The organism is Agrobacterium sp. Azo12, assembly GCF_029193765.2.
GTDB lineage: Bacteria > Pseudomonadota > Alphaproteobacteria > Rhizobiales > Rhizobiaceae > Agrobacterium.
The window spans coordinates 2782670-2795489 of the sequence record NZ_JARFYO020000001.1; the positions used below are offsets into that span (position 1 = coordinate 2782670).

Annotated in this window: 10 protein-coding genes and 1 tRNA gene; 4 read left to right on the forward strand and 7 right to left on the reverse strand. The window is 54.3% G+C overall.

Annotated features, from left to right (window positions below; all coding sequences use genetic code 11):
• Nucleotides 1–91 precede the first annotated feature (91 nt).
• Nucleotides 92–3865: a methionine synthase gene (metH, locus tag PYL13_RS13330; RefSeq protein WP_275641654.1), complete on the reverse strand. Its 3774-nt coding sequence runs from the start codon at nt 3863–3865 to the stop codon at nt 92–94.
• A 183-nt stretch (nt 3866–4048) separates the two neighbouring features.
• Here metH and PYL13_RS13335 point away from each other — a divergent pair, with 183 nt between their 5' ends.
• On the forward strand, nt 4049–5296 hold the full coding sequence (locus tag PYL13_RS13335) for an AGE family epimerase/isomerase (RefSeq protein WP_275641655.1): 1248 nt from the start codon (nt 4049–4051) through the stop codon (nt 5294–5296).
• Between the two features lie 64 nt (nt 5297–5360).
• On the opposite strand, the gene PYL13_RS13340 is transcribed toward PYL13_RS13335, so the two are convergent.
• The 3 genes from PYL13_RS13340 to PYL13_RS13350 all read right to left on the reverse strand — a co-directional run bounded on the left by PYL13_RS13340 (nt 5361) and on the right by PYL13_RS13350 (nt 7414).
• On the reverse strand, nt 5361–5924 hold the full coding sequence (locus PYL13_RS13340) for a dual specificity protein phosphatase family protein (RefSeq protein ID WP_441296642.1): 564 nt from the start codon (nt 5922–5924) through the stop codon (nt 5361–5363).
• Nucleotides 5925–6017: 93 nt separating this feature from the next.
• Nucleotides 6018–6461, reverse strand: coding sequence for a PACE efflux transporter (locus tag PYL13_RS13345; protein WP_275641657.1), 444 nt, complete (start codon nt 6459–6461; stop codon nt 6018–6020).
• Between the two features lie 206 nt (nt 6462–6667).
• Complete coding sequence (locus PYL13_RS13350) at nt 6668–7414, reverse strand: SIMPL domain-containing protein (RefSeq protein ID WP_405049365.1); 747 nt, start codon at nt 7412–7414, stop codon at nt 6668–6670.
• 183 nt (nt 7415–7597) lie between these two features.
• On the opposite strand from PYL13_RS13350, the gene PYL13_RS13355 reads away from it, so the two are divergent.
• Nucleotides 7598–7673, forward strand: a tRNA-Ile gene (locus tag PYL13_RS13355).
• Between the two features lie 166 nt (nt 7674–7839).
• Here PYL13_RS13355 and PYL13_RS13360 read toward each other — a convergent pair.
• Together PYL13_RS13360 and PYL13_RS13365 are read right to left on the reverse strand one after the other, a co-directional pair.
• Nucleotides 7840–8181 carry a hypothetical protein gene (locus tag PYL13_RS13360; protein ID WP_192488462.1) on the reverse strand — a complete coding sequence of 114 codons (342 nt, stop codon included), beginning with the start codon at nt 8179–8181 and terminating at the stop codon, nt 7840–7842.
• Between the two features lie 184 nt (nt 8182–8365).
• Nucleotides 8366–8788, reverse strand: coding sequence for a secondary thiamine-phosphate synthase enzyme YjbQ (locus PYL13_RS13365; protein WP_275641658.1), 423 nt, complete (start codon nt 8786–8788; stop codon nt 8366–8368).
• An 85-nt stretch (nt 8789–8873) separates the two neighbouring features.
• Here PYL13_RS13365 and PYL13_RS13370 point away from each other — a divergent pair, with 85 nt between their 5' ends.
• Entirely contained in the window at nt 8874–9086 is a 213-nt protein-coding gene (locus PYL13_RS13370; RefSeq protein WP_250981920.1) for a hypothetical protein, read from the forward strand.
• A complete protein-coding gene (locus PYL13_RS13375) occupies nt 9073–11628 on the forward strand; it encodes an HWE histidine kinase domain-containing protein (RefSeq protein ID WP_275641659.1) in 2556 nt (851 codons plus the stop codon). The genes PYL13_RS13370 and PYL13_RS13375 overlap by 14 nt, the downstream gene beginning before the upstream one ends.
• Nucleotides 11629–11639: 11 nt before the next feature.
• Here the strand turns inward: PYL13_RS13375 and PYL13_RS13380 are convergent, their stop codons facing one another.
• Nucleotides 11640–12671: a DUF930 domain-containing protein gene (locus PYL13_RS13380; RefSeq protein ID WP_275641660.1), complete on the reverse strand. Its 1032-nt coding sequence runs from the start codon at nt 12669–12671 to the stop codon at nt 11640–11642.
• Nucleotides 12672–12820 lie beyond the last annotated feature (149 nt).

Sequence of the window (12820 nt, forward strand, 5' to 3'; positions counted from 1 at the left end):
AAAGGCGCGAAGTTTTTCGCGCCTTTTTCTTTTGGTTCAATGCCTTGTCGATAAAACCGGACTCAGATCATCAACGGCCTGACGCAAACTCTCAGGCCGCATTTTCCACGTCGTCGTCGCCATTGGTCGGCACATAGTTCAGCACCGGTCCAAGCCAACGCTCAACCTCGACAACCGGCATGCCCTTGCGCGCCGCATAGTCGTGAACCTGATCGCGCTCTACCTTGGCAACGCCGAAATAGTAGCTTTCAGGATGGCCGATATAAATGCCAGACACGGAAGAACCCGGCCACATGGCGTAGCTCTCGGTCAACTCGACACCGGCGGCATTTGTCGCGTCCAAAAGTTCGAACAGCGTCTTCTTTTCGGTGTGATCAGGCTGGGCAGGATAACCGGGTGCCGGGCGAATACCGGCATAAGCTTCACCGACCAGATCTTCATTGCTGAGGCTCTCGTCCTTGGCATATCCCCAGAACTCCTTGCGCACACGTTCATGCATGCACTCGGCAAAGGCTTCGGCAAAACGGTCCGCCAGCGCCTTTACGAGAATGGACGAATAGTCGTCATTGGCGCGCTCAAACCGTTCGGCAATCGCCACTTCCTCGATACCAGCCGTGACAACGAAACCGCCGACATAGTCCTCAACGCCGCTGTCCTTTGGTGCCACGAAGTCAGATAGCGCCACATTCGGACGACCGTCGCGCTTGGACAACTGCTGACGCAGAGTGAAGAACGTCGCCAATTCCTCCGCGCGGCTTTCATCGGTAAACAAGCGGATATCGTCACCAACAGTATTGGCAGGCCAGAAACCGATAACAGCCCGCGGACGGAACCACTTCTCATCAATGATCTTCTTGAGCATAGCTTGTGCGTCAGCATAAAGCTGGCGTGCGGCTTCACCCTGCTTTTCATCGTTGAGGATCGCCGGGTAGCGGCCTTTCAGTTCCCACGTCTGGAAGAATGGAGTCCAGTCGATGTAACGCGACAATTCCTCAAGGTCGTAGCTCTCGAACACCTTGGTGCCATAGAACTGCGGTTTGACCGGCTTGTAATCGCTCCAGTCAACCTTGTGGGCATTATCACGGGCACGCTGCAACGGTAGACGCAGCTTCTCACGCTCGTTACGGGCATGGGCTTCGGCAACTTTGGCGTATTCACCGCGAATACCATCGATATAGGCAGGCTTCTGCTCGTTGGACAGCAGCGCCGACACCACACCAACGGCACGCGAAGCATCGGTGACGTAAATCGCCTGCCCCTTCTCATAACGCGGGTGGATCTTCACGGCCGTGTGCACACGGCTGGTGGTTGCGCCACCGATCAGCAGTGGGATGTCAAAACCCTGCCGCTCCATTTCGGCAGCGACATGCACCATCTCGTCCAGTGACGGCGTGATCAGACCGGAAAGGCCGATGACATCAACCTTCTCGGCAATCGCCGTTTCCAGAATTTTCGAGGTCGGCACCATCACGCCAAGATCGATGATCTCGTAGTTGTTACAGGCCAGCACGACGCCGACAATGTTCTTGCCGATATCGTGTACGTCGCCTTTCACGGTCGCCATCAGCACCTTGCCGGCAGCACTGCGTTCAGAACCGCCATTCAGACGCTTCTCTTCTTCCATGTAAGGCAGCAACACGGCCACGGCCTGTTTCATGACGCGGGCGGATTTCACCACCTGCGGCAGGAACATCTTGCCGGCACCAAACAGGTCACCCACCACATTCATGCCCGCCATCAGCGGGCCTTCGATAACGTGCAGCGGACGTTCAGCGTTCTGGCGTGCTTCTTCAGTATCGGCGTCAATATAGTCGGTAATGCCATTGACCAGCGCATGCGACAGACGCTTTTCAACCGGCAGCTCACGCCAGGACAAGTCCTGCACCTTGGCTTCCTTGGCACCAGAGCCACGGAAACGTTCTGCAATTTCCAGCAGTCGCTCAGTGGCATCGTCACGACGGTTCAGCACCACGTCTTCACAGGCGTCACGCAGCTCAGCATCGATATTGTCGTAGACAGCCAACTGGCCGGCATTGACGATACCCATGTCCATGCCAACCTGAATGGCGTGATACAGGAACACCGCATGCATGGCTTCGCGCACCGGCTCATTGCCACGGAACGAGAAGGACAGGTTGGAAACACCGCCGGAGATATGTGTCAGCGGCATGGTCTTGCGGATGGTCTCTGTCGCCTGAATGAAGTCGACACCGTAATTATTGTGCTCTTCAATACCGGTTGCCACCGCAAACACGTTCGGATCGAAGATGATGTCTTCCGGCAGCAGACCAGCCTTTTCGGTCAGCAACTTGTAAGCACGGCTGCAAATCTCGACCTTGCGCTGATAGGTATCGGCCTGGCCAACTTCGTCAAACGCCATAACAACTACGGCAGCACCGTAATTGCGCACCAACCGTGCCTGCTCGAGAAACTTCTCCTCGCCTTCCTTCAGCGAGATGGAGTTGACGATGGACTTGCCCTGAACGCACTTCAGACCAGCTTCGATGATCTCGAATTTCGACGAATCGATCATGACAGGAACGCGGGCAATATCCGGTTCGGCAGCAATCAGGTTCAGGAACTCGACCATGGCCTTCTGGCTGTCGATCAGGCCTTCATCCATGTTGATGTCGATGACCTGCGCACCGTTCTCCACTTGATCGCGGGCAACGGCAAGTGCAGCCGTATAATCACCAGCGGTAATCAGTTTGCGGAAACGGGCAGAGCCGGTCACGTTGGTACGTTCACCGACGTTGACGAAGGGAATGTCCTTGGTCAGCACGAAAGGCTCAAGGCCAGACAGCGACATGAAGGACCTGTGCTCAGGCACCTGGCGCGGCTTGTGGCCCTTTACGGCCTCGGCAATGGCGCGGATATGGTCAGGCGTCGAACCACAGCAACCGCCGACAATATTGACCAGACCGTCGCGTGCAAAACCTTCAACCTGCTTTGCCATCATCTCAGGCGTTTCGTCATATTGGCCAAATTCGTTTGGCAGGCCAGCATTCGGATAGGCGCAGATGAAGGTATCAGCAACGTCAGACAGTTCCTGCAAATGCGGGCGCATGGCGTTGGCACCAAGCGCGCAGTTCAGGCCGATGGTGAAGGGATTTGCGTGACGCACCGAGTTCCAGAACGCCGATGGCGTCTGCCCTGACAGCGTGCGGCCCGAAAGGTCGGTGATCGTACCTGATATCATCACCGGCAGATAAATGCCCTTGGCAGCAAAACGCTCCTGGCAGGCAAAGATCGCCGCCTTCGCGTTCAGCGTGTCGAAGATCGTTTCAATCAGGATGATGTCAGAACCACCATCGATCAGACCATCGATCTGCTCGCCATAGGCAAGACGCAGATCATCGAAGGTCACGGCACGATAACCGGGATTGTTCACATCAGGGGAAATGGATGCGGTACGGTTGGTCGGGCCGATGGCACCAGCCACGAAACGACGCTTGCCATCTTCGCGTTCGGCGCGCTGCGCCGCACGGCGCACGATGGCTGCACCTTCACGGTTCAGGTCATAAACAGCACCTTCCATCTCGTAGTCAGCCTGCGCGATGCTGGTTGACGAGAAGGTATTGGTTTCCAGAATATCGGCACCGGCAATCGCGTAGCGATAATGAATGTCTTCAATCGCACTTGGCTGGGTCAGAATAAGAAGGTCGTTATTTCCCTTCTGATGGCAGGCGCAACCAATGAACCGGTGGCCACGGAAGTCGTCTTCCTCAAATCCCAGCCCCTGGATCTGCGTGCCCATGGCACCATCAAGGATGAGGATACGCTCACGCGCTGCCTGTTGAAGGGCTTTCAGAATTTCTGCGCCATCCTGGCGACCACCTTCTGCGCCGAACACTTCGTCAAACACGGGCACTCTCCTCATTCCAGCTTGCGGTATCGCAAGCATCAACTCACATAAAGATATGTTTATGTCAATATATCTTCAAGGCATAGCTATGGTTTCACATGATGTCGCATCATAAGAGAATGCTCTTCTGCGTGACAGCCAATAGATGAGCAGATATAGCTTTCCCCAACATGGAGGAAGACAATGCCGAAGGCCGAAACACTCTCTGCGAACTGGAGCACCCTGCCCCTGCACAGGCAATGGCTGTTGAAACAGGCGGATGGATTGTATGATTTCTTTCAATATCGCGCCGTCAATCCCAAGGGTGGTTTCTTCGATCTGAACGCCAGTGGTGCGCCTTTGCAGCCGGAAAACCCGGTTCGCGGCATTCACGCCTCTGCCCGCATGGTGCATTGTTTCGCCATTGGCCATTTGCTCGGTCGCCCCGGCTGCGGCGATATCATCGACCATGGCATGACCTATCTCTGGCAGAACCACCGCGACACCCAACATGGCGGTTATTTCTGGCAGGTCGATGACAACGGTCCGGTCGATTCGAGCAAGCAGGGTTACGGCCACGCATTCGTACTGCTGGCCGCTTCCTCCGCCAAGGTGGTCGGCCACCCGCTGGCAGATGCCATGCTCGCCGATGTGACCGAGGTTTTGCAGAACCGCTTCTGGGAAGAAAACCACGGCGCTATCAATGAGGAATTCAATCGCGACTGGTCACCTATCGAAGCCTATCGCGGCCAGAACTCCAACATGCACCTGACCGAAGCGCTGATGGCGGCCTATGAGGTGACCGGCGAACGCAGCTATCTCGACAAGGCCGAGCGCATTGCCGACCTCATCATCAACCGCTGCGCGCGCGCGTTGGATTTCCGCGTGCCTGAGCATTTCGATGATAACTGGACGCTGAACAAGGATTATCGCGGCAACGAAATGTTCCGTCCTTCTGGCTCCACACCCGGCCACTGGCTGGAATGGGCACGCCTCATCCTGCAATTATGGGTGCTGGGGGACCGCAAACACGACTGGATGCCGCTTGCAGCCCAATCCCTGTTCGTGCAGTCCATGGCTCTTGGCTGGGACAGACAACAAGGTGGCTTCTTCTATACGCTGGACTGGGACAATGTTCCCGCCAAGACGGAAAAGCTCTGGTGGCCAATGTGTGAGGCAGCCGGTGCTGCCCACTTCCTCAATGAAAATCTGCCGGCTGACGCGTTTTACGAGGACAGCTATCGCAAGATCTGGAGCACCATTTCCAATCGCTTCATCGACCACAAAAATGGCGGCTGGCATGAGGAACTGACCGAAAACCTCCTTCCTGCCAATACACTGTTCCCCGGCAAAGGCGACATTTACCACGCGCTGCAGGCCTGCCTCATTCCGCTGTTCCCAGCCGATGGCAGCCTGACCAAGGTTATCACCGAGAAAGGTGCCCGGTTCTGAATTGATTCCGGATGACAAAAGTGCCGCGTTCCTTAGAAACGCGGCACTTTTTTATGAGTAAGATTTAAAACCCGATGCTTTCTTCAAATTCATCCCAGGATTCGTACATCGCATAACGACCAATGCCAGGGATCGGCACATGGCCGTAATAAGGTGACAGCTGGAATTCGGAAAACATCTCGCTTTTTTTGGCCACAGCGCCAACATACATGGCAGACACCAGCCCGGTGCGGTTGGCGCCATGCTCACAATGGATGAGAATGGGCTTTTCGGCATTTTTCATGATCTCGACCAGAAGCTCAGAATCATCCTGCGTCAGCTTTTCCTTGGAACTGAGCGGAAAATCGACCAGACGAATACCGTGTGCCTTGGCCGCTTCGCTTTCGGCGTTGTACCAGGCCTCACGTTTCTCATCCCTCAGATTGATGATGGTCTTGATGCCGTAGGTTTCAGCATAGGACGTTATGTCCTTACCGCTTGGCTGCGCCGAGCGGTAAAGCTCACCCGGCAGCACTTCATGGAAATTCCCGATCAACTGATTGATGCCCATATGGGCGCCGGTCAAAACAGGCAATGCGACCAGGCAAACAGCCGCAATCTTTGCTATTTTCAAAATTCGCACAAACATACACTCATATACGCACGCAACAATGGCACTTACTTGTCAGCGCACAGGCGATAAAACAAGTAAGCCATGGTTGCATTCACAGGCGTAGAGGCGTCACGATTGCGTGATGTTTTCACCTTGGCTCCACTCGGGCAGTGGGAAAACGCGGTCATAACCCCAGTTGAAAACAAAGGCATAGACCATATAAAACAGTGCGAAAGCCGCATCCATGACAAACGCTGCCCAGAGGGTGATGCCGAGATATGTCGCAATGAACGGCAACAGCACCACAAGCAGACCGGCCTCAAACAGCACCGTATGCAGTACACGGATAGGAATGGTCTTTTCGGTGGTGCCGCGCCGGCGCGTCATCAATATGTCAAAGGACAGATTGTAAACGTAATTCCACAGGGTGGCGAGCGTTGCACCGACAACTGCAATAACGCCAATGTCTTCAATCGGTTTGTTGAACACCACCGCGCCCAAAGGCGTAACCAGCAAAAGACCAATGATTTCAAAACTGATAGCGTGACGGATTCTATCGCGAACGGAGCGCATGATATTCCCCCTGCGGGTGGTACCGGGTCGTCCCGATCAATGTTCCCGTTATGGGGGAGGCCGTCCTCTCTTGTGCCCTAAATAGGACATGATGTCGTAAATGCAACTGCTTTTCTTTTGCGAAGGGTCTGAGACAAGCGCGGGACAAACAGCGCCACGAACAGACAAAGGGCAACGGCAAACCGCTGCCCCTCGCCGCAAAAAGATTACTGTTCCAGCGCAAATGTCAGGTTTACAGTCACGGTATAGGTGTTTTCACCAGCCGCGATCGGTACGCCCGCATCCATTTCTTTCATCATGGCTGCGCGCACCATTGGCTGCGCCATCGGGCGTGGCATGTTTTCATTGATTTCAATGATACGGCCAAGCTTTACGCCAGCGGCTGCAGCAAGGGTCTTGGCTTTTTCAACCGCATTGGCAACGGCTGCCTTGCGTGCCTCCTCAACCGTCGCATCCGGCTTGTCATTGGTGAAGCTGATATCGCCACCCTGATTGATACCAAGCTTGACAGAGGTATCCATGATGCCGCCAAGCTTCGCCAAATCGCGCACCCGCACCGTCAGGCCGTTGCTAACCTGATAACCGATGATCTCAGGCGCAACATAAACGCCATCCTTTGGCTCAACCTGCTTGTAGAGCGGCTGAATGGAGAAGTTGCTGGTCTGCAGATCCTTGTCGTCAATCTTGTCGGCCTTCAGCGCTTTCAAGACTTCGGCCAGTGCCTTGCTGTTGGCATCAAGAGCTGCCGCGGCAGTGTCAGCCTGCTTAACAACGCTGAAGGAGAGAATCGCCATGTCAGGCACAATTGCCGCCTGGCCTTCGCCCGAAACATTGATAACTGCCTCGCGTGGTGTGGAGGCCTGCGCAAAGGCAACACTTGCACCCATGGGCAGTGTCGAAAAGGTCGTGAATGCCGCCAGAATCAAAGCAGTACGGGCATTTTTAGCAATCATGGAATGTCTCCTCATTATTGGATGCACCAAATCGTTGCAAGTTTGAGCGCATCATTATCCTGTGGCAATAGATTGTGAAGCCTTTACGGCAATGGCTTGTAGGTTCCCGCAAATTGGTTTAGAGCCATTTTTGCGCCGACATGATCCATTGCATCCGGCGTACATGAGCACTTGTTGCTCAGTGGGCCTGTAGCTCAATGGTTAGAGCCGGCGGCTCATAACCGCTTGGTTGGGAGTTCGAGTCTCTCCAGGCCCACCAACTTTCTCCAGAACACTTCAATATCACGTATTCTCGAAACGGGGGTGCGGAAAGTTGCGGGCTGATTTGTTGAAACGCCCCGTGCCTGCCCGTGAGAGCAAAGCAAGAGGCGTTCCTTTCAGGCCGTCAAGGGCGGGTGGACCAGACGGCTGATGCTGTGAAATGATTAGCGGCGGATAACCGGGCAACCACGCTGATTGGCGAAGATAACGCGGTCACGGCCGTGGCGGTCAAAACCGGCGACAACAACGCGACGCGGCGAAACGTCAACAACGCGGGCGCGGCGCAAGCCCATGCGGCTTGCCTTTTCTTCTGCAAACCAAGGGGAGCAATTGTCGCGTCGACGATCGCGCTCACGCTGCCAGCCATGACCACCACCGTGGCCACCGCCGTTGTAGATACCGAAACGAATTTCCGGACCACCGGCAGAAGCTGTCGACGCGGTCGCAGAGAAACCACCAAGAGCGATGAGTGCTGCCAGACCGGCTTTTGCAAAACTATTCAACATTGTGTTTTCTCCAATTTCCTTGAGGGTTGGACCAATAACGATCCCGCATTTCCCAAGCGGTTGAAGAGAACATAGAAAGATCAGGCTGAACGGATTCAGAACCGTCCGTTCAGCTATAGTTCATTATGATTAACTCGGACGAAAATTCGAAATAAAGGATTGATTTTCATATAAAAATAAAAAGTCACGGCGATAGGTGAAGTACGATTTCACGCCGGTGAGACTGGTCTCGATGCTCGAAAAGATGGATGCCCTGCCATGTTCCCAACGCCATTCGACCTGCTGACACGGGGATACCGATGGACACCTGTGTCAGTGCTGATTTGATGTGGGCAGGCATATCATCAGGCCCCTCCATCGTATGAACAACCCAACGCATGGAAGGGTCGTTTGATGGGGGAACAAGGCGGGCAAAAAACTCCCGCAAATCTCGCTGCACATCCGGATCGGCATTTTCTTGAATCAGCAGAGAACAGGATGTATGGCGAACGAACAGCGTCAACAGCCCGTCCTCACCGCCACAGTCCCGTATAAAAGACGCCGCCTCACGAGTAAATTCGTAAAGCCCCTGCCCTTTGGTTGAGATCACTATGGTTTTCTGCGGCATGTATTTTTCCTGTTCTAAAATGGAACTTAAATGCTTCGGAAATGTTGATGGCCATAAGGGGCAATTTCAATAACGGGACAAACGCGTGACGACTGAAATCTTGGACCGAATTTTTGCCCCAACACAATCGAATCTTGACCGAAGGCAGTCTTCTATGTCGCTTGGCACCGACGCCATCTTCAATCGTTTCCCGCTGATAATTCATCAAAAGTCATCAATTGCGACTGTATATCCGTACGGCAGCGTGATTGCTTCAGTTCCGGTTCGTTTTGAAAGTATGGCATATGAATATCCCTGATAAACAGGTCAATCTGACCAATTGCGACAAGGAACCAATCCATATACCTGGCTTCGTACAGCCCCATGGTTGTCTGATCGCCTGTGACAAAACCATGCACACCATCATTCGCCACTCGGAAAACTGTGGTGAAATGCTGCGTGAAACTGAGAACCTGAACGGCAAACCGATTGAAAGCATTCTGGGCGATCAGGCGGTGCATGATCTACGCAACGCGCTGACCATTATGAACCGCAGCGAAAGACCGGCAGTACTGCCGGGCGTCAAAATCAAAGATGGCCTGATTTTCGACATTTCCGTGCATCGGCACAAATCTACTACAATCATCGAACTGGAGCCGGCCAGCGATGAAGTCCATCCCTTGCACTTGGCACAGCGGATGATCGAGCGGATCAAGTCGCTCAATAACATCGAAATATTTGTAGAGCGGGCCGCCAAGCTGGTAAAAGCCACGCTCGGTTATGACCGCGTAATGATCTACCGTTTTGAAGACGACGGCGCGGGCAAAGTCATCTCCGAGGCGAAAGAACGCGAGCTGGAAAGTTTTCTTGGGCAATATTTCCCCGCCAGCGACATTCCCCAGCAGGCTCGCGCGCTTTACCTGAAAAACACCTTGCGCATCATCTCCAATGCCAACGGCGATCGGGTTGCGATAATCCCCGTTCTTGATGCTTCCGGAGAACCGCTCGATCTCTCATTTGCCCATTTGCGCAGCGTTTCGCCCATTCACCTGGAATACCTGCGTAACATGGGTGTGTCGGCCTCCATGTCGATCTCCATCATTGTTGATGGTGTGCTCTGGGGCCTTATTGCCTGCCACCACTACTCGCCTCGCATGCTGTCGCTGCCAGGTCGTATCGCTGCAGAAATGTTTGGTGAGTTTTTCTCCCTGCATCTCCAGGCCCTGAAACAGAAGCGCAAACTGGACACTGCTAATCAGGCACATGCTGCACTCGATACGTTTTTGCGTGTTGCAGCCCACCACACAGATATTGAGCAACTTCTCGTCGAGAGTTTCCATGACTTCACCCGGTTGATGCCATGTGATGGCGTTGGGCTTTGGTTGAAGGGCAAGTGGTACAGCCAGGGCTCTACACCGCCAGAAGATGCTATCCCGGGGCTCATCATGTTCACGACCTCAATGGTCGAAGGCGCCAAAATCTGGGCAGGTCATTGCCTGTCGCAACAGCATCCGGAAGCGGCAGCTTACAGCAATGTTGCAGCCGGAATGCTTGCCATTCCTCTTTCGCAGGTCGAAGAAAAATATTTGCTGTTTTTCCGCAAGGAACTGATCCAGACTTTGAACTGGGGAGGAAATCCGGAAAAATCCTATGAAACAGGTCCTTTGGGCGACCGCCTGACCCCGCGCAAGAGCTTCGCCATCTGGAAAGAAACCGTGGAGATGCAGGCGCAACCGTGGACTGAAGCCGACCGGCAGATTGCCGAAGCCGCACGTGTTGCACTGATGGAAATCGCCTTTCACCACAGCGAACTGATGGCAGGCGAGCGCAAACGCGCCGAGGTGCGTCAGCGCATGCTGAACGAGGAGCTGAACCACCGCGTCAAAAACGTGCTGGCGATCATCAAGTCACTGGTGGGCAATCCGAAACAGCAAGGTCGCACACTGGAGGACTACATCACCTCGCTGAAAGGTCGTATACAGGCACTGTCATTCGCCCATGACCAGATCATTCGTGGTGATGGCGGTGGTGCCCTCAAAGACCTTCTGGACGCCGAGCTGACACCCCATAGCGCTGGTGAAGGCACAATCAGCCTGGACGGCCCGCATATCATTCTCGATTCGCGCGCCTTCTCCGTCATGGCGCTGGTCCTCCACGAACTGGCCACCAATGCTGCGAAATATGGCGCCCTCGCCCACAGCGGCGGACAATTGTCCGTCAGCTGGAAGCTGAACGAGGTGGGCGACTGCGCTTTGGAATGGCGCGAAGTGCTGCGTACGCCGATGATTGCGCCGTCACGCACGGGGTTTGGCACGGCACTGATCAATCGCAGCATTCCCTACGACCTCGGCGGTAAAAGTACGACAACCTATTTGCTGGATGGTTTGCAGGTGCAGATGCTGCTGCCTGCCCGCCATATATCATCGTCCAAGATCGTCGCTCCGGTTGCGAGCGAAACCAAAAACACTGCCCCATCACACCATCATAAAAAGGGTGAACCGTTGAAAGTGCTCCTCGTTGAAGACCAGATGCTGATTGCTATGGATGTTGAAAATATGCTGGAAGACAATGGTATCTTCGGCGTTGAAACAGCGACATCCTCCGGCATGGCACTGGAAAAGCTGAAAAGCTTCTCACCGGATGTCGCCATTTTGGATATCAATCTTGGCTCGGACACATCCATTCCGGTCGCCCAGGAACTCTTGAGACGCAAGATTCCATTCATGTTTGCGACCGGTTATTCTGATAGCCTGGCCGTACCGGCAGAACTGACCAATGTGCCAGTTATCCGAAAACCTTATGATGAAGATGCCCTCATGTCAGAAATTGGCAGACTGTCGCAAAAAGCGGAAACTGCCTGATTGTACCGGTTTTAAGGCACTGGGAAACCACGTTTCACGACATCGGCCTGCGGCACTGCCGCCTTGCCAATCTCATACTGGAACGATGTGACGTTGAAGTTATCGAGGTCTACCTCGCAACGGAATGTGACATCGTACCAGCGGTTGCCAACGTTAAAGGCACCACCACTCGCATCAAGCACATTGCCGGAAATCAGGCCACCCTTATCCGAAAATGGCACAATGCCATCCGGTCCACTGGAGCCAGAGCGCACCTGACGTATCTGCGCCAACGCCTCAATGCTGCACATTTGCACGATGCGGCGTTTGGGTGGCAAATCGCCCAGCATGGAACGCATGCCGGGATTATCAATCACCCGATTTGATAAAAGCTTTTTGGCGCTCTTTAATTTCTTTGGCGCATCGGTCTTCGGTGCCTGTGCTGCCTTTTCCTCTACCGGCTTTTCCTCGACAGGTTTTTCCTCCGGTTTGGCCTCTAACGGCTTTTCAGCAGGTTCGGTTTTGACAGGATCAGGCGGTGCCAACTCACCATCGGCAGCGGTTGGCGGCGGGTTGTCCTCGGCAGCAGCCGAGGCCGTTTCCACTTCGGCATTCTCTACCGGCTTCTCGCTTGGCTTGGTTACCGTCTCGGTTGGCTTTTCCTCCAGCTCCGTAGGGTCTTCAGCGACGGAAGCGTCGTCTTCGGGACTAGTGCCGGGATTATCCACGCCATCGTCCTTCTGAGGTTCAGGGCGGATTGCGATTGCTGGCATTGTGGCCGCTGGCATTTTTTGCGTAGCCTCTTCGGCAGGCGGCGGAGGCGGAGGTGGTGGTGCAGCGGGTTGTTCCGGCTTTTCCGGTTCCTTTTCAGGCTCAGGTGGCGGCGGTGGTGGTTCTGGCTCTGGCGGCACCAGATCGACACTAATGCTTTCAGGCTCCGCCATCTCGGTCGGGAAATCCGGAAACTGCAAAAAGAACGCACCAACAATAGCAAGGTGCAGTACGACCGATACCGGGATCGTCCATCCTTTTTGCCACCATTGTTTGTCCGGAATCTTCTGCATCGCACAACATCAATAATGCAAACAAAGCCAAAGTGCGACGGCATCTCGTACAATATACCGTGCGTTCCACCCATTCGCACTTTGCCTCACATAAGCGTGAAAGCGCGCAACAAAAAACCGGCCACAAGGGCCGGTTTTTCAAAGTGCGA

Bases quoted from the DNA above. Each gene is read 5' to 3' on its own strand.
- PYL13_RS13365 (WP_275641658.1), bottom strand. From the start codon at position 8,788: ATGCCGCAGAAAACCATAGTGATCTCAACCAAAGGGCAGGGGCTTTAC.
- PYL13_RS13335 (WP_275641655.1), top strand. From the start codon at position 4,049: ATGCCGAAGGCCGAAACACTCTCTGCGAACTGGAGCACCCTGCCCCTG.
- PYL13_RS13380 (WP_275641660.1), bottom strand. From the start codon at position 12,671: ATGCAGAAGATTCCGGACAAACAATGGTGGCAAAAAGGATGGACGATC.
- PYL13_RS13340 (WP_441296642.1), bottom strand. From the start codon at position 5,924: ATGTTTGTGCGAATTTTGAAAATAGCAAAGATTGCGGCTGTTTGCCTG.
- PYL13_RS13350 (WP_405049365.1), bottom strand. From the start codon at position 7,414: ATGATTGCTAAAAATGCCCGTACTGCTTTGATTCTGGCGGCATTCACG.
- PYL13_RS13360 (WP_192488462.1), bottom strand. From the start codon at position 8,181: ATGTTGAATAGTTTTGCAAAAGCCGGTCTGGCAGCACTCATCGCTCTT.
- PYL13_RS13345 (WP_275641657.1), bottom strand. From the start codon at position 6,461: ATGCGCTCCGTTCGCGATAGAATCCGTCACGCTATCAGTTTTGAAATC.
- PYL13_RS13375 (WP_275641659.1), top strand. From the start codon at position 9,073: ATGAATATCCCTGATAAACAGGTCAATCTGACCAATTGCGACAAGGAA.